The organism is Streptomyces drozdowiczii (assembly GCF_026167665.1).
In the GTDB taxonomy this organism is placed as follows: Bacteria; Actinomycetota; Actinomycetes; order Streptomycetales; family Streptomycetaceae; genus Streptomyces; species Streptomyces drozdowiczii_A.
In genome coordinates, this window is record NZ_CP098740.1 from 5,500,638 (window position 1) to 5,525,225 (window position 24,588).

Annotated in this window: 26 protein-coding genes and 1 pseudogene; 15 read left to right on the forward strand and 12 right to left on the reverse strand. The window is 71.2% G+C overall.

Annotated elements, in window-relative coordinates; all coding sequences use genetic code 11:
- Window positions 1–3: 3 nt before the first annotated feature.
- The gene (locus NEH16_RS25010) at window positions 4–243 is read right to left on the reverse strand and encodes a hypothetical protein (protein ID WP_265545061.1); all 240 of its coding nucleotides are present in this window, start codon (window positions 241–243) and stop codon (window positions 4–6) included.
- Window positions 244–440: 197 nt separating this feature from the next.
- Window positions 441–809: a DUF3099 domain-containing protein gene (locus NEH16_RS25015; protein WP_265545063.1), complete on the reverse strand. Its 369-nt coding sequence runs from the start codon at window positions 807–809 to the stop codon at window positions 441–443.
- A 198-nt stretch (window positions 810–1,007) separates the two neighbouring features.
- Between NEH16_RS25015 and NEH16_RS25020 the strand changes: the two genes are divergently transcribed.
- Window positions 1,008–1,283 carry a GlsB/YeaQ/YmgE family stress response membrane protein gene (locus NEH16_RS25020; protein ID WP_073968422.1) on the forward strand — a complete coding sequence of 92 codons (276 nt, stop codon included), beginning with the start codon at window positions 1,008–1,010 and terminating at the stop codon, window positions 1,281–1,283.
- 75 nt (window positions 1,284–1,358) lie between these two features.
- Here NEH16_RS25020 and tyrS read toward each other — a convergent pair whose 3' ends face one another.
- Genes tyrS through NEH16_RS25035 form a run of 3 tightly spaced genes read right to left on the reverse strand, consistent with a single transcriptional unit; the run spans window position 1,359 to window position 5,592 of the window.
- A complete protein-coding gene (tyrS, locus tag NEH16_RS25025) occupies window positions 1,359–2,627 on the reverse strand; it encodes a tyrosine--tRNA ligase (RefSeq protein WP_265545066.1) in 1,269 nt (422 codons plus the stop codon).
- Window positions 2,628–2,677: 50 nt separating this feature from the next.
- Window positions 2,678–4,072, reverse strand: coding sequence for a metallopeptidase TldD-related protein (locus tag NEH16_RS25030; protein WP_265545068.1), 1,395 nt, complete (start codon window positions 4,070–4,072; stop codon window positions 2,678–2,680).
- Window positions 4,069–5,592: a TldD/PmbA family protein gene (locus NEH16_RS25035; protein WP_265545070.1), complete on the reverse strand. Its 1,524-nt coding sequence runs from the start codon at window positions 5,590–5,592 to the stop codon at window positions 4,069–4,071. The genes NEH16_RS25030 and NEH16_RS25035 overlap by 4 nt, the downstream gene beginning before the upstream one ends.
- Window positions 5,593–5,814: 222 nt before the next feature.
- On the opposite strand from NEH16_RS25035, the gene fabG reads away from it, so the two are divergent.
- From fabG to NEH16_RS25050, 3 genes are all read left to right on the forward strand, one after another.
- Window positions 5,815–6,534, forward strand: a complete 720-nt coding sequence (gene fabG, locus NEH16_RS25040; protein ID WP_073968427.1) for a 3-oxoacyl-[acyl-carrier-protein] reductase — start codon at window positions 5,815–5,817, stop codon at window positions 6,532–6,534.
- Window positions 6,535–6,539: 5 nt separating this feature from the next.
- Window positions 6,540–7,307 carry an enoyl-ACP reductase FabI gene (gene fabI / locus NEH16_RS25045; RefSeq protein WP_073968428.1) on the forward strand — a complete coding sequence of 256 codons (768 nt, stop codon included), beginning with the start codon at window positions 6,540–6,542 and terminating at the stop codon, window positions 7,305–7,307.
- Between the two features lie 170 nt (window positions 7,308–7,477).
- The gene (locus NEH16_RS25050; protein ID WP_265545073.1) at window positions 7,478–7,858 is read left to right on the forward strand and encodes a hypothetical protein; all 381 of its coding nucleotides are present in this window, start codon (window positions 7,478–7,480) and stop codon (window positions 7,856–7,858) included.
- 5 nt (window positions 7,859–7,863) lie between these two features.
- On the opposite strand, the gene NEH16_RS25055 is transcribed toward NEH16_RS25050, so the two are convergent.
- Entirely contained in the window at window positions 7,864–8,538 is a 675-nt protein-coding gene (locus tag NEH16_RS25055; RefSeq protein WP_073968430.1) for a FadR/GntR family transcriptional regulator, read from the reverse strand.
- Between the two features lie 100 nt (window positions 8,539–8,638).
- Between NEH16_RS25055 and NEH16_RS25060 the strand changes: the two genes are divergently transcribed.
- From NEH16_RS25060 to NEH16_RS25075, 4 genes are all read left to right on the forward strand, one after another.
- Window positions 8,639–9,934: a CynX/NimT family MFS transporter gene (locus NEH16_RS25060; protein WP_265545075.1), complete on the forward strand. Its 1,296-nt coding sequence runs from the start codon at window positions 8,639–8,641 to the stop codon at window positions 9,932–9,934.
- 17 nt (window positions 9,935–9,951) lie between these two features.
- Window positions 9,952–10,026 carry an SGM_5486 family transporter-associated protein gene (locus tag NEH16_RS25065; protein WP_265547374.1) on the forward strand — a complete coding sequence of 25 codons (75 nt, stop codon included), beginning with the start codon at window positions 9,952–9,954 and terminating at the stop codon, window positions 10,024–10,026.
- 189 nt (window positions 10,027–10,215) lie between these two features.
- Window positions 10,216–10,416, forward strand: a complete 201-nt coding sequence (locus NEH16_RS25070; protein ID WP_073968432.1) for a hypothetical protein — start codon at window positions 10,216–10,218, stop codon at window positions 10,414–10,416.
- A gap of 73 nt (window positions 10,417–10,489) precedes the next feature.
- Complete coding sequence (locus NEH16_RS25075; RefSeq protein WP_265545077.1) at window positions 10,490–11,008, forward strand: SixA phosphatase family protein; 519 nt, start codon at window positions 10,490–10,492, stop codon at window positions 11,006–11,008.
- 78 nt (window positions 11,009–11,086) lie between these two features.
- Here NEH16_RS25075 and serB read toward each other — a convergent pair whose 3' ends face one another.
- Window positions 11,087–12,343, reverse strand: coding sequence for a phosphoserine phosphatase SerB (serB, locus tag NEH16_RS25080; protein WP_073968434.1), 1,257 nt, complete (start codon window positions 12,341–12,343; stop codon window positions 11,087–11,089).
- Between the two features lie 228 nt (window positions 12,344–12,571).
- Here serB and NEH16_RS25085 point away from each other — a divergent pair, with 228 nt between their 5' ends.
- Window positions 12,572–15,148, forward strand: a complete 2,577-nt coding sequence (locus NEH16_RS25085; RefSeq protein WP_265545079.1) for an FHA domain-containing protein — start codon at window positions 12,572–12,574, stop codon at window positions 15,146–15,148.
- 85 nt (window positions 15,149–15,233) lie between these two features.
- On the opposite strand, the gene NEH16_RS25090 is transcribed toward NEH16_RS25085, so the two are convergent.
- Window positions 15,234–15,989 (reverse strand): transglycosylase SLT domain-containing protein, encoded by a 756-nt coding sequence (locus NEH16_RS25090; RefSeq protein WP_265545081.1) that lies wholly within the window; start codon window positions 15,987–15,989, stop codon window positions 15,234–15,236.
- Between the two features lie 439 nt (window positions 15,990–16,428).
- Here NEH16_RS25090 and NEH16_RS25095 point away from each other — a divergent pair, with 439 nt between their 5' ends.
- Window positions 16,429–17,574, forward strand: coding sequence for a GAF domain-containing sensor histidine kinase (locus tag NEH16_RS25095; RefSeq protein WP_073968437.1), 1,146 nt, complete (start codon window positions 16,429–16,431; stop codon window positions 17,572–17,574).
- Window positions 17,567–18,211, forward strand: a complete 645-nt coding sequence (locus NEH16_RS25100; protein WP_073968438.1) for a response regulator — start codon at window positions 17,567–17,569, stop codon at window positions 18,209–18,211. The genes NEH16_RS25095 and NEH16_RS25100 overlap by 8 nt, the downstream gene beginning before the upstream one ends.
- A gap of 198 nt (window positions 18,212–18,409) precedes the next feature.
- Here the strand turns inward: NEH16_RS25100 and NEH16_RS25105 are convergent, their stop codons facing one another.
- Window positions 18,410–19,189: a hypothetical protein gene (locus NEH16_RS25105; RefSeq protein WP_265545084.1), complete on the reverse strand. Its 780-nt coding sequence runs from the start codon at window positions 19,187–19,189 to the stop codon at window positions 18,410–18,412.
- A 153-nt stretch (window positions 19,190–19,342) separates the two neighbouring features.
- On the opposite strand from NEH16_RS25105, the gene NEH16_RS25110 reads away from it, so the two are divergent.
- From NEH16_RS25110 to NEH16_RS25125, 4 genes are all read left to right on the forward strand, one after another.
- On the forward strand, window positions 19,343–20,140 hold the full coding sequence (locus tag NEH16_RS25110; RefSeq protein WP_073968440.1) for an ABC transporter ATP-binding protein: 798 nt from the start codon (window positions 19,343–19,345) through the stop codon (window positions 20,138–20,140).
- Between the two features lie 58 nt (window positions 20,141–20,198).
- Complete coding sequence (locus NEH16_RS25115; RefSeq protein WP_073968470.1) at window positions 20,199–20,630, forward strand: NfeD family protein; 432 nt, start codon at window positions 20,199–20,201, stop codon at window positions 20,628–20,630.
- Between the two features lie 74 nt (window positions 20,631–20,704).
- Window positions 20,705–21,634 (forward strand): SPFH domain-containing protein, encoded by a 930-nt coding sequence (locus tag NEH16_RS25120; protein WP_073968441.1) that lies wholly within the window; start codon window positions 20,705–20,707, stop codon window positions 21,632–21,634.
- Between the two features lie 61 nt (window positions 21,635–21,695).
- Window positions 21,696–22,463 carry a sulfite exporter TauE/SafE family protein gene (locus NEH16_RS25125; protein WP_073968442.1) on the forward strand — a complete coding sequence of 256 codons (768 nt, stop codon included), beginning with the start codon at window positions 21,696–21,698 and terminating at the stop codon, window positions 22,461–22,463.
- A 62-nt stretch (window positions 22,464–22,525) separates the two neighbouring features.
- On the opposite strand, the gene NEH16_RS25130 is transcribed toward NEH16_RS25125, so the two are convergent.
- The 3 genes and pseudogenes from NEH16_RS25130 to NEH16_RS25140 form a co-directional block, all read right to left on the reverse strand.
- The gene (locus tag NEH16_RS25130) at window positions 22,526–23,032 is read right to left on the reverse strand and encodes an HNH endonuclease (protein ID WP_265545090.1); all 507 of its coding nucleotides are present in this window, start codon (window positions 23,030–23,032) and stop codon (window positions 22,526–22,528) included.
- A gap of 149 nt (window positions 23,033–23,181) precedes the next feature.
- The gene (locus NEH16_RS25135; RefSeq protein ID WP_073968444.1) at window positions 23,182–23,721 is read right to left on the reverse strand and encodes a YbhB/YbcL family Raf kinase inhibitor-like protein; all 540 of its coding nucleotides are present in this window, start codon (window positions 23,719–23,721) and stop codon (window positions 23,182–23,184) included.
- 43 nt (window positions 23,722–23,764) lie between these two features.
- Window positions 23,765–24,546, reverse strand: a pseudogene (locus NEH16_RS25140) (sporulation protein).
- Window positions 24,547–24,588: the final 42 nt, after the last annotated feature.

Sequence of the window (24,588 nt, forward strand, 5' to 3'; positions counted from 1 at the left end):
CGGTCACGGGGACGTGGGGCGCGACTCCCACTCGGCCAGCGTCACCACGTCCTTGAGGAAGCCCCGCACCCCGAGGAACGAGGACAGGTGCTCCCGGTGCTCCTCGCAGGCCAGCCATGTCTTGCGGCGCTCCGGCGTGTGCAGCTTCGGGTTGTTCCAGGCCAGCACCCAGACGGCGTCGGCCCGGCAGCCCTTGGCCGAACACACGGGGGCGGGATTCTCGGCGGATTCGGGGGAGTTCACGGACTCAACCCTAAGACGCGCTCCCCGAGAGGGAAAAGGCGACGCCGGGCAGCCACGGGGGGAGCTGCCCGGCGTCGGTCCGTCGCTCCGACGGGGGATGCGGAGCGCCTACAAAGTATGTCACGCACACCCTGCCGCGGTGCACCGGAACTTCATGATTGATCTGAGCTTTTCCTGAGCTTGGGCCCGTCGTGGGCTCAGTCGTGCTCCGGCCCATCCGAAGACCGGAAACCGCGTCCGGACTGCGGTGAGGGAGCCGCCGTACCGGCTTCCAGCGCCGGGTACGACTGGGGCGGCAGGACGAACGTGGACGGCAGCGCGGGGCTCGTCTCGCGGCCCGCGTTGGCGATGACCACGGCCACGTACGGCAGCAGCACCCCGAGACCGAGCGCCACGAACGCGATGTGCCGCTCCACGTTCCACAGGACCGCCGCGGCCACCACCGACACCGTGCGCACGCTCATCGAGATCACATAGCGGCGCTGTCTGCCGCGCACGTCCTCGGCGAGCCCCTGGCGGGCCCCCGTGATCCGGAAGACCTCCGCACCACCCTGTTTGCGCACCACGTCCCCACCAACCTTCTCCGGACCCGGACCGGCCGCACCTACGCTACGCCCGGCCTCCGCCGCGTACGAGACCGGGGCACGCCAATTGCGTACATACCGCCTCTCGCCCGCCCGGACCCGCCCGACGTGCGGCGGGCCGCCGCAGCGCCGAGACTGGGCGGGACATGCGCGACACGGCGTCGCACAAGGAGGCAGCACATGGGCTGGTTGTGGGCAATCATCGTGGGCCTGGTGCTCGGACTGATCGCCAAGGCGATCCTGCCGGGCAAGCAGCAGATCCCGCTCTGGCTGACGGTCATCTTCGGCATGATCGGCAGCGTCCTCGGGAACGCTGTCGCGACGTGGATCGGCGTCAATGACACCAAGGGCATCGACTGGACGCGTCATGTGCTCCAGCTCATCGGAGCGGTGGTCGTGGTCGGCGTGGGCGACATGCTGTGGGCCTCGCTGCGGGGCAACAGACAGCGCACCTGAATCCGCCGGAACCGATGACGGCGGCCGGGCACGCACCACGCGCGCCCGGCCGCCGTCATGCGGTACGGATACGGCTCAGCCGGCCGTGACCTCGATCGCCGCCAGGTTCTTCTTGCCCCGGCGCAGCACCAGCCAGCGCCCGTGCAGCAGCTCCTCGCGGGCCGGGGCCGCCTCGCCGTCGACGGCCTTCACGTTGTTCACGTACGCGCCGCCCTCCTTGACCGTGCGCCGCGCCCCCGACTTGCTCGGCGCCAGACCGGCCTCCACCAGCAGGTCCACCAGCGGGCCCAGCTCGGTGACCCGGGCGTGCGGCACCTCGGACAGGGCGGCGCCCAGCGTCGCCTCGTCCAGCTCGCCCAGCTCACCCTGGCCGAACAGGGCCTTCGACGCGGCGACGACCGCGGCGCACTGGTCCGCCCCGTGCACCAGCGTCGTCAGCTCCTCGGCCAGCGCGCGCTGCGCCGTCCGCGCCTGCGGGCGCTCCTCCGTGACCTTCTCCAGCTCCTCCAGCTCGGCCGGGGTCCGGAAGCTGAGGATGCGCATGTAGCGCGAGATGTCCCGGTCGTCCACGTTCAGCCAGAACTGGTAGAACGCGTACGGCGTCGTCATCTCCGGGTCGAGCCAGACGGCCCCGCTCTCGGACTTGCCGAACTTGGTGCCGTCCGCCTTCACCATGAGCGGCGTGGCCAGTGCGTGCACCTCGGCGCCCGGCTCCAGGCGGTGGATCAGGTCGATGCCCGCGGTGAGGTTGCCCCACTGGTCGCTGCCGCCCTGCTGGAGGGTGCAGCCGTAGCGCCGGTACAGCTCCAGGAAGTCCATGCCCTGCAGCAGCTGGTAGCTGAACTCCGTGTAGCTGATGCCCTCCTGGGACTCCAGCCGACGGGCGACCGAGTCCTTGGTCAGCATCTTGTTGACCCGGAAGTGCTTGCCGATGTCCCGCAGGAACTCGATCGCGGACAGGCCCGCGGTCCAGTCCAGGTTGTTCACCATGACCGCGGCGTTCTCGCCCTCGAAGGAGAGGAACGGCTCGATCTGGGAACGCAGTCGCGTCACCCAGTTCGCGACCGTCTCCGGGGCGTTCAGCGTCCGCTCGGCGGTCGGCCGCGGGTCACCGATCTGGCCGGTGGCCCCGCCGACCAGGGCGAGCGGCCGGTGCCCGGCCTGCTGCAGCCGGCGCACGGTGAGCACCTGCACCAGGTGACCTACGTGCAGACTCGCCGCGGTCGGGTCGAACCCGCAATAGAACGTGACGGGACCGTCCGCGAGAGCCTTGCGCAATGCGTCCTCGTCGGTGGACTGGGCGAACAGCCCGCGCCACTTCAGCTCGTCGACGATGTCCGTCACGGTTCCTGTGCTCCTTACGGCAGTGAGTTGTACGAGCCAGTCTAGGCGGGTCAGACGCCCCGGCTGACCGAGCTCATATTGAAGTCCGGGATGCGCAGCGCGGGCATCGCGGCCCGCGTGAACCAGTCGCCCCACTCGCGCGGCAGCGTCTTCTCCGTGCGGCCCGCCTCGGTGGCCCGGGAGAGCAGGTCGACGGGTGACTCGTTGAACCGGAAGTTGTTCACCTCGCCCACCACCTCGCCGTCCTCCACCAGATAGACCCCGTCCCGGGTCAGCCCGGTCAGCAGCAGCGTGGCCGGGTCCACCTCGCGGATGTACCAGAGGCAGGTGAGCAGCAGCGCGCGGCCGGTCGTGGCGGCGACCATCTCCTCCAGCGACCGTTCGCCCCCGCCCTCCAGGAGGAGGTTGTCGATCGCCGGGGCGAGCGGCTGCTCCGTCAGGGCCGCGGTGTGCCGGGTCGTCGTCAGCCGCTCCAGGCGGCCGCCGGCGATCCAGTCGGTCCGGGCCAGCGGCAGCCCGTTGTCGAAGACCGAGCCGCCGTCGCCGGAGGAGTGGGCGATGACGAAGGGCGCCGACTCCAGGCCCGGCGCGTGCGGGTCGCTGCGCAGGGTCAGCGGCAGCGGGGACAGCGTCTCGCCGAGCCGGGTACCGCCGCCCGGCTTGGAGAACACCGTCCGGCCCTCCGCCGCGTCCCGCGCCGTGGACGACCAGAGCTGGTAGATCAGCAGGTCGGCGACCGCAGTCGGCGGCAGCAGCGTCTCGTACCGCCCGGCGGGCAGCTCGATCCGGCGCTCCGCCCAGCCGAGCCGCCGCGCCAGCTCCGCGTCCAGCTCCGCCGGGTCGACGTCCTTGAAGTCCCGCGTGGAGCGGCCCGCCCACGCCGAACGGGTGCGGTCGGGCGACTTGGCGTTCAGCTCCAGCGTGCCGTTCGGCTGGTCGTGGCGCAGCCGCAGCCCCGTGGAGGTGCCCAGGTAGGTGGAGGTCATCTGGTGGTGGGCGAAGCCGTACAGCTCGCGCCCCCCGGACCGGGCGCGGGCGAAGGCGTCCCCGAGGGCCGGCGCGAACGCGGCGAACACCTCGGAGTCCGTCTCGGCGGGCGCGTCCGTGAAGTCGGGCGACGCGGGCACCCCGGTGACCAGCGGCTGGGCGTCCTCGGCCGGTCCCGCGGAGCGCGCGGCGGCCTCGGCGGCCCGGACCAGCGGCTCCAGGTCGTCCGCGGTGACGGCGGCCCGGGACACCACACCGGACGCGGTGCCCTCGGCCCCGTCGACCGTGGCGACGACGGTCAGGGTCCGGCCCCGGGTGACCCCGTTGGTGGTCAGCGCGTTGCCGGCCCAGCGCAGGTTGGCCGACGACTCCTCGTCCGCGATGACCACACAGCCGTCGGCGGTGGACAGTTCGAGCGCCCGCTCGACGATCTCGTACGGCTTGCTGACGCGGCTCATCGCCCGGCCTCCTGCGTCGTGTTGAGGATGTTCACGCCCCGGAACAGGGCGGAGGGGCAGCCGTGGGAGACCGCCGCGACCTGGCCCGGCTGGGCCTTGCCGCAGTTGAAGGCGCCGCCCAGCACGTACGTCTGCGGGCCGCCGACCTTCTCCATCGAGCCCCAGAAGTCCGTCGTCGTCGCCTGGTACGCGACATCGCGCAACTGCCCGGCCAGCTTGCCGTTCTCGATGCGGAAGAACCGCTGCCCGGTGAACTGGAAGTTGTACCGCTGCATGTCGATGGACCACGACCGGTCCCCGACCACGTAGATCCCGCGCTCCACCCCGCCGATCAGATCCTCCGTGGAGAGCCCGCCCGGGTCCGGCCGCAGCGACACGTTCGCCATGCGCTGTACGGGGACATGGCCGGGGGAGTCCGCGTAGGCGCACCCGTTGGACCGGCCCAGGCCCGTGAGCTTCGCGATGCGGCGGTCCGTCTGGTAGCCCACCAGCGTCCCGTCCTTCACCAGGTCCCAGGACTGCGCCTCGACGCCCTCGTCGTCGTAGCCGATCGTCGCGAGCCCGTGCTCGGCGGTGCGGTCGCCCGTCACGTTCATCACGGGCGAGCCGTACGCCAGCTTGCCCAGCTGGTCGAACGTGGCGAACGACGTTCCCGCGTAGGCCGCCTCGTAACCCAGCGCCCGGTCCAGCTCCGTGGCATGGCCGATCGACTCGTGGATGGTCAGCCAGAGGTTGGACGGGTCGACGACCAGGTCGTACGTCCCCGCCTCCACGCTCGGCGCCCGCATCTTCTCGGCCAGCAGCCCGGGGATGCGCTCCAGCTCGTCGGCCCAGTCCCAGCCGGTCCCGGTCAGGTACTCCCAGCCGCGCCCCACCGGCGGCGCGATGGTCCGCATCGAGTCGAACTCGCCGGTCGCGGAGTCCACCGCCACGGCCGTGAACTCCGGGTGCAGCCGGACCCGCTGCTGCGTGGTGACCGTGCCCGCCGTGTCCGCGTAGAACTTGTTCTCGTGCACGGTCATCAGCGAGGCGTCCACATGCGCCACGCCCTCGGCCGCCAGCAGCCGCGCGCTCCACTCGGCGAGCAGCCCGGCCTTCTCCCCGGCGGGCACGTCGAAGGGGTCGACCTCGTAGGCCGAGACCCAGGTCCGCTCCCCGTGCGAGGGCTCGTCCGCCAGCTCCACCCTCTCGTCGGAACCCGCAGCCGCGATCACCTTCGCCGACAGCTTCGCCATCGCGACGGCCTGCGAGGCGACCCGCGCCGCCGCGTCCATCGTCAGATCGACGCCCGAGGCGAACCCCCAGGCCCCGCCGTGCACGACGCGGACCGCGTAACCGAGGTCGGTGGTGTCGGAGCCCCCGGCGGGCCGGGCGTCCCGCAACCGCCAGGTGGCACTGCGCACCCGCTCGAACCGGAAGTCGGCGTGCGCCGCCCCGAGCGCCCGCGCCCGGGCGAGCGCCGCGTCGGCGAGAGCCCGTAGCGGAAGCGCCAGGAACGACTGATCTACCTCATGGGGCACGGGCGGCCTCTCCTTCGCGGTCACATACCCTCGGATCGTTTACGAGGCAGTGAAGCACGGCCCGCGCACCGTCGCGGCCGAATTGCCGGGGCGGGGCAGGACCTCGGACTGTAGGAACCCGACAGTGCCCGGCCAGAGGCGCTGTCAGGGGCCGATTCCTCGCCGCGCGGACGGTACCGATAGGTTTCCGAGGTACCAGACCGCTAACGAAAGGGTGATCCGTTGAGCCGCTCGGTTCTCGTCACCGGAGGAAACCGGGGCATCGGCCTCGCCATCGCCCGCGCTTTCGCCGACAACGGCGACAAGGTCGCGATCACCTATCGTTCCGGCGAGCCGCCCGCCGAGCTGATCGACGCCGGTGTTCTCGCGGTCCGTTGCGACATCACGGACCCCGAGCAGGTGGAGCAGGGCTACAAGGAGATCGAGGAGAAGCACGGCAACGTGGAGGTGCTGGTCGCCAACGCCGGTATCACCAAGGACCAGTTGCTGATGCGCATGTCCGAGGAGGACTTCACGTCCGTACTCGACACCAACCTCACCGGCACCTTCCGGGTCGTCAAGCGCGCCAACCGCGGCATGCTGCGCGCGAAGAAGGGCCGCGTCGTCCTGATCTCCTCGGTCGTCGGCCTCCTCGGCTCGGCCGGCCAGGCCAACTACGCGGCGTCCAAGGCCGGTCTGGTCGGATTCGCCCGGTCCCTGGCGCGCGAGCTGGGCTCGCGGAACATCACTTTCAACGTCGTCGCGCCCGGCTTCGTGGACACCGACATGACGCAGGTGCTCACCGAGGAGCAGCGCAAGGGCATCGTGGCCCAGGTGCCGCTCGCGCGCTACGCGCAGCCCGAGGAGATCGCCGCCGCGGTGCGCTTCCTCGCCTCCGACGACGCGTCGTACATCACTGGAGCCGTCATCCCCGTTGACGGCGGATTGGGCATGGGTCACTGATCACCATGAGCGGAATTCTCGACGGCAAGCGCATCCTCGTCACGGGTGTGCTGATGGAGTCGTCCATCGCGTTCCACACCGCCAAGGTGGCGCAGGAGCAGGGCGCGGAGGTCATCCTGACCGCGTTCCCGCGGCCCACCCTGACCGAGCGCATCGCCAAGAAGCTCCCCAAGCCCGCCAAGGTCATCGAGCTGGACGTGACCAACCAGGAGCACCTGGACCGCCTCGCCGGCCTGGTCCGGGACGAGCTGGGCTCGCTGGACGGCGTCGTGCACTCCATCGGCTTCGCGCCGCAGGACGCGCTCGGCGGCAACTTCCTCAACACCCCGTTCGAGTCGGTCTCCACGGCGATGCACGTCTCGGCGTTCTCGCTGAAGTCGCTCGCCATGGCGTGCAAGCCGCTGATGAGCGAGGGCGGCTCGATCGTCGGCCTCACCTTCGACGCGCAGTTCGCCTGGCCGCAGTACGACTGGATGGGCCCGGCCAAGGCCGCCCTGGAGGCCACCTCCCGCTACCTGGCCCGCGACCTGGGCCCGGACGGCATCCGCTGCAACCTGATCTCGGCCGGGCCGCTCGGCTCCATGGCCGCCAAGTCCATCCCGGGCTTCGACGGGCTCGCCGACGTGTGGAACACCCGCGCGCCGCTGGCCTGGGACATGAAGGACCCGGAGCCGGCCGGTCGCGGCGTCGTCGCGCTGCTCTCCGACTTCTTCCCGCGGACCACCGGCGAGATCATCCACGTCGACAGCGGCGTGCACATGATGGGCGCCTGACCTCCCGGTCCCGTACGTTCCGACCGCGCACCGTCCCCGGAGTCCCCGGAGGCGGTGCGCGGTCGTTTCTCCCCCGGCGTACGCCTCGGCGGCGCTCAGGTCGAAAAGCCGGACGATCCACCGCAGAATGTGGAGGAACCGGACTTCCGGCCGCAGGGGAGGAGATCGCCGTGCGTCGCACACCTCGCCGAACCCGGTCCCTGCTGGCCTCCGGCGCGGCCGTCGCCGCGCTGCTCGTCCCGGCCGGTCTGTACGCCGCCGGGCACGTCGGAGCCGCCGGTGCGGCCGCGCCGCCCGCGCCCAGCCCGGAACCGGCCGGCTCCGAGTGCCGTACGTCGATCGAGAGCTCCCGGGTCGTCGCGTACTGCCACAACCCGTACCCCTCGGCCGACCGCGTCCAGCTGCACACCGAGTGCGCCCGCTGGTGGGACGTGGACGCGGACGCCGAGCCGGTGACGGTCAAGCCGGGGAGTACGGTGCGCCTGGCCGACCGCTGCTGGAAGGAAGTCGCCTCCGCCTGGGTCACCCACAGCGCGGCGCCCCGAGAGTAGGAGCCTCAGACCCGGTCCGCCAGGCAGTTGAACGCGTGGCCCGCGGCCTCCGTCGCCGCCGTCTCCGCGTCGCCCGCCCGGATCGCCTCGACCAGGCGGCTGTGGTCCATGTGGTTCTCCGGCCGCAGCTCCTGGCCGACGTCGCCGCGCAGGTAGTCCCGCAGCAGGTCACCCAGGTCCGCGTAGAGCCCGGTCAGCACGTCGTTGTGGGAAGCGGCCACCACGGCCAGGTGCAGCGTCGCGTCGGCGGCCACGAACGCCTCCGCGTCACCGGCCGCCCAGGTCTCCTCGCGCCGCCGCATCAGCGCGTCCAGCTGCTTCAGGTCCCGGTCGGTGCGCCGGACCGCCGCGAGCCGCGCCGCCGAGGACTCCAGGGTCGACCGCAGCTCCGCGATGTGGCGCGGGTCCGCCGAGGCGAACCGGCGGTGCATCACCCCGGCCAGCTCGCTGGTGGCGACCACATAGGTGCCCGAGCCCTGCCGGATGTCCAGCAGCCCGTTGTGCGCGAGCGCCCGGACCGCCTCACGGACCGTGTTGCGGGCCACTCCCAGCTGCTCCACCAGCTCGGGTTCGGTCGGGATACGGGAACCCACCGGCCACTCGCCCGTGGTGATCTGGTTCCTCAGCTGGGCAATCACCTGGTCGGCGAGTGCCGAACGCCTCGGGGACGTCAGCGCCATGGTGCTCCTCGGTCGCAACTGCTCATGGGCCCGATCCTCTCAGGGTCCGGTGGGCGGACGGAATGGACAACCAATCATCCCATGATTCTATGATGGCCTCATGCGTGACGAAGAGACGACACCCCAGACCGCGACCGGGACCCTGACCCCCGGCGCCCCGGCGGCCAGCCGTGCCGCCGCCCCCGCACCGCGGACCGGCCCCTCGCCGTGGACGCTGCGCCTGGTCGCCATCGGGCTCGTCCTCACCGCGCTCAACCTCCGCCCCGCGATCACCAGCCTCGGCGCCCTCCTCGAAGAGGTCCGGGACGGGCTGCACATGAGCGGCAGCGTGGCCGGGGTGCTCACCTCCGTGCCCCCGCTCTGCTTCGCGGTCTTCGGCGTCATGGCACCCCGCCTCGCCCGCCGCTTCGGACCCGGCGCGGTGGTCTGCGCGGGCATGGTCGCCATCACGGCGGGCCTGGTGATCCGGCCCCTGATCGGCGGCACCGCGGGCTTCCTCGCCGCCAGCGCCCTGGCCCTCATGGGCATCGCCGTCAGCAACGTCCTGATGCCGGTGATCGTCAAGCGCTGGTTCCCCGACCGCGTCGGCTCCATGACCGGGCTCTACTCCATGGCCCTGGCCCTCGGCACCTCGCTCGCCGCCGCCGTCACCGTGCCCCTGACCGACGCGATGGGCGGCAGCTGGAAGGCCGGGCTCGGCATCTGGGCCGTCCTGGCCGCCGCCGCGATCCTGCCCTGGCTCCCGCTGCTCCGGGCCCGGGCCACCGCCCACGACGAGCCCGGCCCGGCCGCCGCCGCGCAGCCGCAGGCCCCGGAGCTGCGGATCACCCGCAGCCGGACCGCCTGGGCCCTCGCCTGCTTCTTCGGCCTCCAGGCCACCGCCGCGTACATCACCATGGGCTGGATGCCCCAGATCTTCCGGGACGCCGGGGTCTCCGCCGGCACCGCGGGCGTCCTGCTCGCGGTCACCATGGCCATGGGCGTCCCGCTCGCCTTCGTGATCCCGCGCGTCGCCGCCCGGATGCGCACCCAGGGCCCGATCGTCGTCTTCCTCGGCGCCTGCGGCCTCACCGGCTACGCGGGCCTCTACCTGGCCCCCTCCGGCGGCGCCTGGGCCTGGGCGCTGCTGCTCGGCATCTCGAACTGCGCGTTCCCGCTCGCCCTCACGATGATCGGCATGCGGGCCCGCAGCGGCGCCGGTGTGGTCCGGCTCTCCGCGTTCGCCCAGTCCACCGGCTACCTGATCTCGATCCCCGGCCCGCTCCTGGTCGGCGTGCTCTACCAGCACAGCGGCGGCTGGGGCGTGCCGATCGCGCTGATGGCCGCGCTGATGGTGCCGCAGATGGTCATGGGCGTCCTGGCCGGCCGGGACCGGACGATCGAGGACGAATCCTGAGATGCGAGACTGGGGCCATGTCACCTGTGCTCGATCCGAATCCCCAGAACGGTCAGAAGAAGCTGCTCCTCGTCTTCGGGCCATGCTGCTGATCACGGTCGTCGTCGGCGTCATCGCCGCCATCGCGTCCCCGTGACGCCCCGCCCCCGCCGGGGTGGGGCTAGCACCACCTCCCCCTAGGGGGCCAGGGTCAGGGTGAAGTGGGTGGGTCACCGGATGGGAACGGCGCCCCCGCCTCCGTAGGTTCTGAGTACCAGAACCGACCACCCCCGGAGGCGGACATGCCGGCCCGTACGCACACCACCCGCCCGGAGCCGAGCGGCGTCGACGTACGGCTGCCGTGGTGGGCCGTCGCGCTGCCCGCCGTCGCCTTCGCCGTGCTCCTGCTGCTGATCGCCGGACCGGGTCAGGCGCAGGCCGCCACCGGTGAGTCGGCGACCGGCCGGCTGCTGCACCACGTCGTGGAGCTGGTGACCCGCTGACCTCCGGCGTCCGGGGGCACGAAGCCTCCAACACCCTGCGCCAGCTGGCGCGTTTCATGCGAAGCTGAGGTGTATGAGCGCCGATACATCTCGCAGGATCGTCCTTCTCAGGCATGCCAAGGCGGAATGGTCGCAGGAGTCCGACCACGAGCGGCCGCTGGCCGAGCGCGGCCGCATGGAGGCCCCCACGGTGGGCCGCAAGCTCGCCGATTCCGGGATCGCCTTCGACCTGGCCCTCTGCTCGACCGCCGTCAGAACGCGTGAGACGTGGAAACTGGCCGTGCACGAGATGCCCGAGCGCCCGCGGACCGTGTACGAGGAGCGGCTCTACGAGGCATCGCTCGGCGAGCTGATCGCCCTGGTGAACGAGACCCCGGACGACGTGGCCGACCTGCTGGTCATCGGCCACAACCCCGGCACGCACGCGCTCGCGGACGCCCTCTCCGGCACCGGCGAGGGCGACGCGCTCGCCCGGATGTCGCGCGGCGGCTTCCCGACCGCCGCCTTCGCCGTGGTCGGGTTCACCGGCCCCTGGAAGAGCGTCGAGCACGGCGTCGGCCGGCTCGCGGAGTACTGGACCCCCAACGACTGACCCGCCGCCCGTACGGGAAGGGCCCCGGCACACACCGCGAGGTGCGCGCCGGGGCCCTTCCCGTAGCAGCGGCGGAACCTACTCCACGAGGCCGTCGGCCGCCTCGACCTCCTCGCGGGTCACGCCGAGCAGATAGAGCACGGTGTCCAGGAACGGCACGTTCACCGCGGTGTGCGCGGCCTCGCGGACCACCGGCTTCGCGTTGAACGCGACCCCCAGCCCCGCGGTGTTCAGCATGTCCAGGTCATTGGCCCCGTCACCGATCGCCACCGTCTGCGCCAGCGGCACTCCCGCCTCGGCGGCGAAGCTCCGCAGCAGCCGGGCCTTGCCCGCCCGGTCCACGATGTCCCCGGTCACCCGGCCCGTGAGCTTCCCGTCCACCACTTCCAGCGTGTTGGCGGAGGCGAAGTCGAGGCCCAGGCGCTCCTTCAGATCGTCGGTCACCTGAGTGAAACCGCCCGAGACCACGCCCACTTGGTAGCCGAGCCGCTTCAGCGTACGGATCAGCGTCCGGGCCCCCGGCGTCAGCCGGACCTCGGCGCGGACCTTCTCCACCACGGACACGTCGAGACCCGCCAGCAGCGCCACCCGGGCGTGCAGCGACTGCTCGAAGTCCAGCTCGCCCCGCATCGCCCGCTCGGTCACCTCGGCGACCTCGGCCTCGCAGCCCGCGTGCGCCGCGAACAGCTCGATGACCTCGTCCTGGATCAGCGTCGAGTCGACGTCCATGACGACGAGCCGCTGCGCCCGGCGGCTCAGCCCCGCCGAGACGACCGCCACGTCCACGCCGATGCCCGCGGCCTCCGGCGCCAGCGCGGTGCGCAGCTCCTCGGTCCCCGTACCGGACACCGCGAACTCGACCGCCGTGACGGGGTACTTCGCCAGCCGGAAGATGCGGTCGATGTTCCCGCCGGTCGAGGTGATCCGGGCCGCTATGGCCGCCGTGGACTCCGCCGTCAGCGGGTGCCCCAGCACCGTGACATGGGAACGGCCGACGCCGCGCGGCCGGTTGTCGCCGGTGCCCGAGATGATCTCGGCCTGGAGCTTCAGCGACTCCGCCCAGCTGTGCACGGTCGCCCGCAGCTCACCCTCGGTGGTCCCGCCCGCGGTCGGGGCGGTGACCAGCGCGCACAGGACGATACGGCCCCGGGTCACGACCTGCTCGATGTCGACCACGTCGACCGAGTAGGCGGCGAGGGTGTCGAAGAGGCCCGCGGTGATCCCGGGGCGGTCCTTCCCGAAGATCTTCACCAGAAGGGTGGGTACGTCCGGACCCTGCCGGGACGCGGCGGGCTCGGGAGACAGGGCGGGCTCAGGAGGCCGGGATACGCTCATGGTGCTCCCACCGTATCGGTCTCCGAGCGCTCGCAGGCAGCCCGTCCCGAGTGCCGGACATCCCGGCCGCCCCCACCCGGTCCGTCCCTTTTCGCCTGGCCGCGGAGGTCTCGGTGAGGTCACCCTCGGCCGCCCGGCTTTCGTATCCGGGACTGGTCCTGGAATAGTTCCCCACGATGTTCAGCATCCCTAGACTCCCTGCGACGGGGGTAACACGGGGGACAACTAGTGGGGCGCGGAGTGCCGGAACTCGTACTGGAATTGAATGGCAGGACCTGGACGCTCGATCCGTCCAGGGCGTACACCCTGGGGCGTGATCCGCAGGGGGACATGACGATCGACGACGCCAGAGTTTCGTGGCGGCACGCCACGATCGCCTGGAACGGGCGCAGTTGGTTCATCGAGGACCACGGCAGCACCAACGGCACGTACGTGCACGGCCAGCGGATCCACCAGATGGAGATCGCGGCCGGCTCCACCGTGAACCTGGGCAACGCCACCGACGGACCCCGCCTGAGCCTGAGCGCCGCGGACGTCTACAGCGGCCGGGCCGCCGGTCCGGCGCAGCCGCAGCAGACCCCGCCGCACCAGCCCCAGCAGGGCGGACCCGGCTGGCAGCAGCCGGCGCCCCAGCAGCAGGCACACCAGCAGCAGGCACCTCAGCAGCCCGTGCCGCCGCAGCAGCAGGGCTGGCAGCAGCCCGCGCCGCAGCAGCCGCATGTGCCGCAGCAGGGCAAGGCCCCGGCACCGCCCGGCCCCGGCGCCGGCCCGGCGGGAGCGCCGCCGGTCTACGGGGACCGCAGCCCGACCACGTTCCACCAGCTGGCGCTCGGCCGGGTGATGCGGATCGGTCGTGCCCTGGAGAACGACCTGGTGGTCTCGGACCTCCAGGTCTCCCGCAACCACGCCGAGTTCCACGCGACGCCCGACGGCCGCTTCGAGATCCGCGACCTCGGCTCGCACAACGGCACGTACGTCAACGGCCAGCCGCTCGCCAAGTCCGGCTCCGCGCTCATCGGCCCGAACGACACCGTCGGCGTCGGTCACTCGACGTTCCGGCTCGTCGGCGACCGGCTGGAAGAGTTCGTCGACACCGGTGAGGTCTCCTTCGCGGCCCGCCACCTCACGGTCACGGTCGACGGCGGCAAGCAGATCCTCAAGGACGTCTCGTTCGGCGTCCCCGAGAAGTCGCTCATCGGCGTCATCGGCCCGTCCGGCTCCGGAAAGTCCACCCTGCTCAAGGCGCTCACCGGCTACCGGCCCGCCAACCAGGGCGACGTCCTCTACGACAACCGGAACCTCTACAAGCAGTTCGCCGAGCTGCGCCAGCGCATCGGTCTGGTCCCGCAGGACGACATCCTGCACAAGGAACTGACCGTCACCCGCGCCCTCAAGTACGCGGCCAAGCTCCGCTTCCCCGCGGACACCACCGAGGCCGAGCGCCAGGCGCGGATACACGAGGTCCTGGCCGAGCTCAAGCTCGACGTCCACAAGGACAAGAAGGTCACCTCGCTCTCCGGCGGCCAGCGTAAGCGCGTCTCGGTGGCCCTGGAGCTGCTCACCAAGCCGTCGCTGATCTTCCTGGACGAGCCGACCTCCGGCCTCGACCCGGGCATGGACCGCGACGTCATGCAGCTGCTGCGCGGTCTGGCCGACGACGGCCGTACCGTCCTGGTCGTGACGCACTCGGTGGCCGAGCTGGCCATCTGCGACAAGCTCCTGGTGATGGCGCCGGGCGGCGCCGTGGCCTACTTCGGCCCGCCGGACGAGGCGCTGAACTTCTTCGGCTACACCACCTGGGCCGACGTCTTCTCGGCGTTCGAGAACTACCGCGACTACGACTGGTCGGGCCGCTGGCGCGGTTCGCAGCACTACCAGATGTACGCCGCCGACATCGACGCCGCCGCCGTGCAGTCCGTCCACATGCCGCCGCCGCAGCAGATGCGCCCGCCGAAGCCGCAGGCCTGGGGCACGCAGCTGTGGACGCTGATGCGCCGCTACCTCTCGGTGATCGGCTCCGACAAGGGCTTCATGGGCCTGATGGTGATCCTGCCCGCGGTGCTCGGCGTCGTCAGCGTGGTCATCCCCGCGGACTTCGGTCTCGCCCCGCCGAAGCCGCCGTCCCGGTTCAACGGCGATGCCGGAACGATCATGCTGATCCTGGTGATCGGCATGACGTTCTCCGCGGCGGCCAACTCCGTACGAGAACTGATCAAGGAACGTGTCATCTACGAACGGGAACGGGCCACCGGCCTCTCCCGCTCGGCCTACCTGATGTCCAAGGTGATCGTGCTCGGCCTGATCACGGCCCTCCAGGGCGTCATCATCTGCGGCATCGGCTTCGCCACCCGCGATCTGCCCGAAGAGGGCCTGATCATGCCGCCGGCCGTCGAACTCTGCGTGACGATCATCGCGCTCGGCTTCACCTCGATGATGTTCGGCCTGGTGATCTCCTCGCTGGTGAAGACCGCCGAGAAGACCATGCCGCTGCTGGTCATGTTCGCGATCGTCCAGGTCGTCTTCACCGGCATCCTGTTCCAGGTGTACGGATCGCCCGGCCTGGAGCAGTTCGCCTGGCTGATGCCGTCCCGCTGGGCCATCGCGGGCGCGGGCTCCACGCTCGACCTCGCCCATCTGATGCCGCCGTGGGACCAGAAGAACCCCACGGACCTCGACCCGCTCTGGGAGCACTCGGTCGGGCAGTGGGGGATCAACATCACCGTGCTGCTGGCGCTCGGCGTCGTCTGCGGCTTCGCGGTCGCGCGGCTGCTGCGCCGCCACGAGCCCGAGGTCATGCGCAAGTAACCGGCCCGGACACGCGCCGAAGGGCGGCACCCCCTGCGGGTGCCGCCCTTCGGCGTCTGCCGGCTGCGGTACGGATCGCGGTGGATCAGTACGCGCTGTTGACGTTGTCGATCGAGCCGTACTTGTCGGCGGCGTAGTTGGCCGACGCGGTGATGTTGGCGACCGGGTCGTACTGCGTGTGCGGGGTGCCGGAGACGTGGTAGTAGTCGAAGGTCGGCTTGATGATCTGGAGCAGACCGATCGACGGCACGCCGTTCTGGGCGTTGATGTCCCAGTCGTTGATGGCGTTCGGGTTGCCGCTGGACTCGCGGATGATGTTGCGGTGCAGGCCCTCGTACGTGCCCGGGATGCCCTTCTTGTGCATGATGTCGAGGGACTCCCGGATCCAGCCGTCCAGGTTGTTCGCGTACATGTGCGTACGGGCGGAGGAGCGGCTGGAGCGCGACTCGGACTTGTGGGACTTGGCCTTGGAGTGGGCCTTGGCCTTCGCCTTCTTCTTCAGCTCGGCCTTCTTCTCGGCCTTCTCCGCCTTGGCCTCGGCCTTCTCCTTCACCGCGGCGGCCTTCTTGGCCTTGGCGGCGTCGGAGGCCTTGACCAGCTTCTCGGCGGTCGAGTGCTGCTGGATGACGCTGTCCTGGATCGCCCGGGCCTGCTTGGAGCTCGCGGAGTCGAAGATGACCGGGGAGGCGGACAGGGCCTGCGGTTCGGTCTCGGCCTCGGCGTGACCGGGCACCAGGGACAAGGAGAGTGCAGCGGCGGCGACGGCGGAGACGCCGGCGGCGGAGAGCTTCTGGGTCTTGTTCAGGTTACGGAGACGGCCGGTGAAGCGGGACGCGGACATACAGGCTTACCTCTTCGAATTCGGGGGTCCTCACGGAGGACGAAGACGGGAGCGACTACGCATCTCCGTCGGGGACGAGCTCAATTCTTAGCGGCGGCAAAATGCCGTGGCAAAGGTGTGACGTACGAAGCCGGGTAGTGGAATGGCAGGCGGTTTGCCCGTTTCGCCCCCAGGTCATCGCGCCCCAAATCGCCCTTTTCGGTCCACTAGGCAGCTTCGTAAGTGACGTGGGCCCTATGCCCGGCCTCACATCGGGCGGGTAACAGCTTCACCATGTGTTGCTGTAGCAATGCGGAATGCGACGTTCCGGAGGGGCGTGGGGCAGCCGCTTCCGGCCGCGCGCACGGCGCACCGGCCGCAGGTCCTAGTCCCTCGGCCCCGGTCCCCGGCCGCCTCCGGTCCGATACGGGGGCCGGAACCCGCCGGTACGGTGAGGCGCATGAGCCACCGACCCCCCTCCGGCCTCGCCGCCGTCAGCGCAGCGCTGCTCGCCATGAGCCGCCACCTGGAGGTACGGGACGTCCTGAAGACGATCGTCGCCTCGGCCCGCGAACTCCTGGACGCCGAATACGCCGCCCTCGGGGTCCCCGACGACGACGGCGGCTTCGCCCAGTTCGTCGTGGACGGCGTCAGCGACGAACAGTGGAAGGCCATCGGCCCGCTGCCCCGGCAGCACGGCATCCTGGCCGCGATGCTCCACGGCGGGAAGACCGAGCGCCTCGCCGACGTCCGCAAGGACCCCCGCTTCGAGGGCTGGCCCAGCGCCCACCCCGACATGTCCGACTTCCTCGGCCTGCCCGTCCGGGACGGCGACGAGACCATCGGCGCCCTCTTCCTCGCCAACAAGAGGTGCCCCAAGCCCGAGGGCGTCTGCGGCTTCGACGCCGAGGACGAGGAACTGCTCTCGATCCTCGCCCAGCACGCGGCCATCGCCCTCACCAACGCCCGCCTCTACGAACGCAGCCGCGAGCTCACCATCGCCGAGGAGCGCTCCCGCCTCGCCCACGAGCTGCACGACGCGGTCAGCCAGAAGCTCTTCTCGCTCCGGCTCACCGCCCAGGCTGCCGCCGCCCTGGTCGACCGCGACCCGGTCCGCGCCAAGGGCGAGCTCCAGCAGGTCGCCGCCCTCGCCGCCGAAGCCGTGGACGAACTGCGCGCCGCCGTCGTGGAACTCCGCCCGGCCGCCCTGGACGAGGACGGCCTCGTCGCCACCCTCCGCACCCAGGTCCAGGTCCTCGACCGGGCCCACACCGCCCGGGTCACCTTCGGCAGCACCGGCGTCCGGGCCCTGCCCGCAGCCCAGGAGGAAGCGCTGCTCCGGGTCACGCAAGAGGCCCTGCACAACGCCCTGCGCCACGCCGACGCGGACCACGTCGACGTCACCCTCGCCCGCCGCGACGGCGCCACGGTGCTGCGGATCACCGACGACGGCCGGGGCTTCGAACCCACCGCCACCCGCCGGGCCGGGCGCCACCTGGGCCTGGTCTCGATGCGGGACCGCGCCAGCGGCGTCGGCGGCCGCCTCACCGTTGAATCCGAGCCCGGCAAGGGCACCACGATCGAGATGGAGATCCCCGGTGGCTGACAGGATCATCAGGGTGCTGCTCGTCGACGACCACCAGGTCGTCCGCCGCGGCCTGCGCACGTTCCTGGAGATCCAGGACGACATCGAGGTCGTCGGCGAGGCCGCCGACGGCGCGGAGGGCGTGGCCAGGACGGAGGAGCTGCGGCCCGACGTCGTACTGATGGACATCAAGATGCCCGGCACCGACGGCATCGAGGCGCTGCGCCGCCTCCGCGAGCTGGAGAACCCGGCCAAGGTGCTGATCGTCACCAGCTTCACCGAGCAGCGCACGGTCGTCCCCGCCCTGCGCGCGGGCGCCTCCGGTTACGTGTACAAGGACGTCGACCCGGACGCGCTGGCCGGCGCCATCCGCTCCGTGCACGCCGGGCACGTCCTGCTCCAGCCCGAGGTGGCCGGGGCGCTGCTCGCCCAGGACGAGCCGGGCACGGGCACCGGGCGGGGGAGCACCCTCACCGAGCGCGAGCGGGAAGTGCTCGGCCTGATCGCCGACGGCCGGTCCAACCGCGAGATCGCGCGGGCCCTGGTCCTGTCCGAGAAGACGGTCAAGACCCACGTCTCGAACATCCTCATGAAGCTCGACCTGGCCGACCGCACCCAGGCGGCGCTCTGGGCGGTCCGCCACGGAGCGGCGGGCTGAGGGGAAGCCGGGACCGGCGGCCCGCCCCCAGAGCCCGGCACCCAGCCGCCGCCCCTCGGGCCCGCCCCGCTCGCTTCCGCTCCGGGGCCCCCGCTCCGTACGCGCTGCCGCTCCGGGGCCCCGCTCCGTACGCGCTGCCGCTCCGGGGCCCCGCCCCGTACGCGCTGCCGCTCCGGCGGGCCCGGGGCGCTCGCGCCCCTACCGCGCCCGCTCCTCCACATACGCGTTGTACGCCGCCACCTGCGCCCGCCGTGCCACCCGCTCCACCGGGCGCAGCGCCTCGCCCCGCGCCGCCATCTCCGACGCGCTCACCGCGCCGCCGTGCCCGTTCTCGTACGCCACCGAGATCAGCAGCCCGACCCGCTGGGCCAGCTCGAGGACCCGCACCGCCCTCGGCGGATAGCCCGGGGCCAGCACCTCGCGACCCCGCTCCGCCCGTGCCCGGTACGCGTCCACCGCCGCCTCGGCCACCGGCCCCGAACCGGCCACGTCGAGCCGGGACAGCACCGCCGTCGCGTCCCGCAGCGCCTCGGCCAGCTCCCGTTCCGCCTCGCCCAGCGAGGGCACGTCGGCCGGCGGAGCCTCCCGTACCGCCAGGCAGTGCCACACCACATCGACGTGCACATCGCCCGCCGGGCCCGCCTCGCGCACCTCGGGCACCAGCCCGTACGGGGCGCCGAATGTGACGACCGCCTCCTCCGCCTCCAGGGCCCGGGCGTTGAAATCGGCCGGACCGCTCAGCCCCAGCGGATGCCCCGGCACCGGAAGCGCGACCCGGAAGCCGCTCACCCCCAGCGCCCGCAGCCGCCCCAGGGCGAACGTCAGCCCGACCGGTCCGGCCTCACCCGGCAGCCCCTCGACGCGGTGCACCGCGTCCTCCCCGACGATGGCGAGCGCCGCGTCGTCCGGCGACACGAGCCCCGCCAGCAACGCGTTCCCCCAGGCGGCCAGCAGCCCTGAACGTGGTTCCGAAAGCATGCGGACAGCCTAGGGGTCCCCTGTGGCTCGGGGCCGGGCCCGCGACGGCGGGCCCAGCGCCGCCCGCACTCGCGCGGTGGCGTAGGTTTTCCCTGGGAGCTGTGCCCACAGGCACGCGACGATCTCGACACTGCATGGGGAGACAACGCGCTCATGAGCGATGTACTGGAGCTGGTGGACGTATCCGTGGTCCGCGACGGACGCGCTCTGGTGGACGACGTCTCCTGGTCGGTCAAGGAGGGGGAGCGCTGGGTCATCCTCGGCCCCAACGGCGCCGGCAAGACCACCCTGCTCAACATCGCGTCCAGCTACCTCTTCCCCACCAAGGGCAGCGTCAGCGTCCTCGGTGAGAAGCTCGGCGGCGTCGGCACCGACGTCTTCGACCTCCGCCCCCGCATCGGCATCGCGGGCGTCGCCCTGGCCGACAAGCTGCCCCGCCGCCAGACGGTCCTCCAGACGGTGCTCACCGCCGCCTACGGCATGACCGCCACCTGGAACGAGAACTACGACAAGGTGGACGAGGACCGCGCCCGCGCCTTCCTCGACCGGCTCGGCATGACCGAGTACCTCGACCGCAAGTTCGGCACCCTCTCCGAGGGCGAGCGCAAGCGCACCCTGATCGCCCGCGCCATGATGACCGACCCCGAACTCCTCCTCCTGGACGAGCCCGCCGCGGGACTCGACCTCGGCGGCCGGGAGGACCTGGTCCGCCGCCTCGGCCGGCTGGCCCGCGACCCGTACGCGCCCTCCATGATCATGGTGACCCACCACGTCGAGGAGATCGCCCCCGGCTTCACCCACGTCCTGATGATCCGCCAGGGCAAGGTGCTCGCCGCCGGCCCCATGGAGACCGAGCTCACCTCCCGCAACCTCTCCCTCTGCTTCGGCCTGCCCCTCGTGGTCGAGCACCAGGGCGACCGCTACACCGCCCGCGGACTGCCGCTCGGCTAGGCGTTGTTGCCCGGTTGCGCCCTGTTCGCAAGGGTGCATGCGGACCTACGATGACCCCGTGGACATCGACGCGTGGGTGTGGTGGCTGATCGGCGCGGTGGGACTGGGCATTCCGCTCGTCCTGACCGCGATGCCCGAGTTCGGCATGTTCGCGGTGGGTGCCGTCGCCGCCGCGGTCGTCGCGGCCCTCGGCGGCGGAATCGTCGCCCAGGTCTTGGTCTTCGTCATCGTCTCGGTGGCGCTGACGGCCGTGGTACGCGTGATCGCGGGGCGGCAACGCGCGGACCGGGCGCCCGTGCACGCCACCGGCATCGATGCCCTGAAGGGCCGTCAGGCCGTCGTCCTGGAACGGGTGGACGGCGGCGGTGGCCGCATCAAGCTGGCGGGCGAGGTCTGGTCGGCGCGCGCCTTCGACCCCGGATTCAGCTACGAGCCCGGCCAACAGGTCGACGTCGTGGACATCGACGGGGCGACGGCCGTCGTCATGTGACCGAACTGCCCCCACACCAAGGCCCGTTCTGTCAGACTCGATGACGATCATCAACCGAAGGGCACGAGGAAACGATGCAACCGATCATCATCGTCCTGATCATTCTGGTGGTGCTCGTCTTCATCGCCCTGATCAAGACGATCCAGGTCATCCCGCAGGCCAGCGCCGCCATCGTGGAACGCTTCGGCCGCTACACCCGCACCCTCAACGCGGGCCTGAACATCGTCGTCCCGTTCATCGACTCGATCCGCAACCGGATCGACCTGCGCGAGCAGGTCGTGCCCTTCCCGCCGCAGCCCGTCATCACCCAGGACAACCTGGTCGTCAACATCGACACCGTCATCTACTACCAGGTGACCGACGCCCGGGCGGCGACGTACGAGGTCGCCAGCTACATCCAGGCCATCGAGCAGCTCACCGTCACCACCCTCCGCAACATCATCGGCGGCATGGACCTGGAACGGACCCTCACCTCCCGCGAGGAGATCAACGCGGCCCTGCGCGGCGTCCTGGACGAGGCCACCGGCAAGTGGGGCATCCGCGTCAACCGTGTCGAGCTCAAGGCGATCGAGCCGCCCACCTCCATCCAGGACTCGATGGAGAAGCAGATGCGCGCCGACCGCGACAAGCGCGCCGCCATCCTCCAGGCCGAGGGCACCCGGCAGTCCGCGATCCTCACCGCCGAGGGCGAGAAGCAGTCCGCGATCCTGCGCGCCGAGGGTGAGGCCAAGGCCGCCGCCCTGCGCGCGGAGGGCGAGGCCCAGGCCATCCGTACGGTCTTCGAGTCCATCCACGCGGGCGACCCGGACCAGAAGCTCCTGTCCTACCAGTACCTCCAGATGCTGCCGAAGATCGCCGAGGGCGACGCCAACAAGCTCTGGATCGTGCCCAGCGAGATCGGCGACGCGCTCAAGGGCCTCAGCGGCGCCTTCGGCAACCTCGGCGGCGGCGCGCCCGGCTTCAACACCGGCAAGGAACGACGCGAGGAACCCCCGGTCGACTGACGTGTACATCCCCCGTGCATGATCGGTGCACCACGCACCGCTCATGCACGGGGGATACGCCATGTCCATCTGGGAGATGCTCGCCGTCTTCGCCGCGGGGATCAGCGCCGGCACGATCAACACGATCGTCGGCTCCGGGACGCTCATCACCTTCCCCGTGCTGCTCGCCACCGGGCTGCCCCCGGTCACCGCCACCGTCTCCAACGCGCTCGGCCTGATCCCCGGCTCCATCAGCGGCGCGATCGGCTACCGCAAGGAACTCGAAGGCCAGCGCTCCCGCGTCCTCAAGCTCACCGTGGGCGCCCTCGTCGGCGGCCTCACCGGCGCCACCCTGCTCCTGGCCCTGCCCTCGACGGCCTTCGAGACCATCGTCCCGGTCCTGGTCGCCCTGGCCCTCGTCCTGGTCGTCCTGCAACCGCGCATCAGCAAGGCCGTCCAGGACCGGCGCGCCCGCACCGGCACCCCCGCCCACCCCGACGGCGGCCCGCTCCTCTACATCGGCCTGACCCTCGCCAGCGTCTACGGCGGCTACTTCACGGCGGCCCAGGGGATCATCTACCTCTCCCTCATGGGCATGCTGGTGGACGACACCATCCAGCGCCTCAACGCCGTCAAGAACGTCCTCGCCGCCGTCGTCAACAGCATCGCCGCGCTGTTCTTCCTCTTCGTCGCCGACTTCGACTGGACCGCCGTCGTCCTGATCGCGGTGGGCTCCGCCATCGGCGGCCAGATCGGCGCCAAGGTCGGCCGCCGCCTCAGCCCCACCCTGCTGCGCGCCCTCATCGTCACGGTCGGCACGGCCGCCATCGTCCAGCTGCTGCTGCGCTGAACGACCGGAGCCCGCCTCCCCGGGGGAGGCGGGCTCCGGTGACGTCATGAGGCGTACGGCGGCTACGCCGCGGACCGCGCCAGCCACTCCGGCAGCGCCGAGCGGTCGCCCGCCCCCAGCGCCAGCAGCATCGCCTCTGCGGGGGAGGGCACGAAGGGCTTCCGCAGCAGCGGCATCCCCGCCTGCTCCGGCGTACGGTCCGCCTTGCGGTGGTTGTCCTCCGCGCAGGAGGCCACCGTGTTCAGCCAGGTGTCCTGCCCGCCCTGCGCCCGCGGCACCACATGGTCGACGGTGCTCGCCCGCTTCCCGCAGTACGCGCACCGGTACTGGTCCCGGACCAGGACGCCCCTCCTGGACCACGGGGCCTGTCTTCGGAACGGCACCCGTACGTACCGGCAGAGCCTGATCACGCGGGGCACCGGGATGTCCACGTCGGCGCCGCGCATCCGGAGGCCGGGGTGGGACTGCTCGACGACGGCCTTGTCCTGAAGGATCAGCACCACCGCACGGTTCAGCGTCACCGTCGACAGCGGCTCGAAGCTCGCGTTCAGTACCAGCGTGTCCCGCATCTCGCCCACCTCCCGTGTGCCGGCCGCCCCCTGGCAAGCCCGGATCAACTCTGGCCCCGGCACGCCGTGATGGACAACGCATTAAAAAATGCCCTGCCCTGGTCTCTCCAAGACCAGGGCAGGGCAAACGGATGCGGAAGTTTTGGTACTCAGGCGTTCTCGGCGGGCTCCGCGTACTCGGCGACCAGCTGGGCCCGGCCCAGGGTGTGGAACCGGAGGTTGAAGCCGACCGCCGCCGGCGGGGTGTCGCTGTCGGGACCGAGCTTCTCGGTATCGACCGCGTACACGGTGAACACATAGCGGTGGTTCTCGCCGGCCGGCGGCGCGGCACCGCCGAAGTCCTTCGTCCCGTAGTCGTTGCGCGCGTGCACGGCACCGGCGGGCAGCCCCTCGAACTTCCCGCCGCCCGCGCCGGCCGGCAGCTCCGTGACCGACGCCGGGATGTCGAAGAGCACCCAGTGCCAGAATCCGCTGCCCGTGGGCGCGTCGGGGTCGAAGCACGTCACGGCGAAGCTCTTCGTCTCCGCCGGGAAACCCTCCCACCGCAGCTGCGGCGAGGTGTTCCCCGCCGCGTACACCTGCGCGTCGGCGAGCACGGCCCCCGGGGCGATGTCCTCGCTCACCACGGTGAACGAGGGAACCTCCGGATGGAAGTCGTGCGGCAGCGGCGCCCTCTTCGGCTCGGTCACGTCAGCACCTCTCTGTCGGCTCCGTCGGATGACGCCTCCGACCCTAGAGCCAGTTGCGCTGCCCGCCGACCTGCGCCAGCCACTGGTTCAGATAAGCCGCCCAGTCGGTCTCCTGGAAGTTGTGCAGACCGACCTTGAAGGCGCGGTACGAGTCGCTGCCCTCGCTGAACAGACCCGCCTTCTTGTCCATCTCCAGGATGACGTCCATCTCGCGGTCGTCCGCGACGAACGACAGCTCCACCTGGTTCAGCCCCCGGTACTGCTGCGGCGGGTGGAACTCGATCTCCTGGTAGAACGGCAGCCGCTGCCGCGTACCGCGGATGTGGCCGCGCTCCATGTCGGCGCTGCGGAAGCTGAAGCCCAGCCGGCCGAAGGCGTCGAGGATGGCCTCCTGGGCCGGCAGCGGGTGCACGTTGATCGGGTCGAGGTCGCCGGAGTCCAGCGCCCGCGCGATCTCCAGCTCGGTCGTCACGCCGATGTTCATGCCGTGCAGGTGCTGGCCGGCGAACATGGTGATCGGCGTCTCCCAGGGGATCTCCAGGCCGAACGGCACCACATGCACCGCCCCCGCCTGCACCTGGAAGGCGCCGCCGACGCGCAGCTTGGTGAACTCGATGTCCTGCTTGGTCTCCTGGTCCTGGCCCTCGACCTCGACCCGGGCCTGGAGGCCCACGGAGAGCCCCTCGATCTGCTGGTCGACGGAGCCCCCTGGATCCGCACCTCGCCCTGGACGACCCCGCCCGGGACGACGTTGACCTCGCTCAGCTCGGTCTCCACCGAGGCGCCGCCGGCACCCATGCTCGCGAGCAGCCGCTTGAAGCCCATGTTTTCTCCTCCTAGGTCCTGACCCCTACATACGCGCGACGA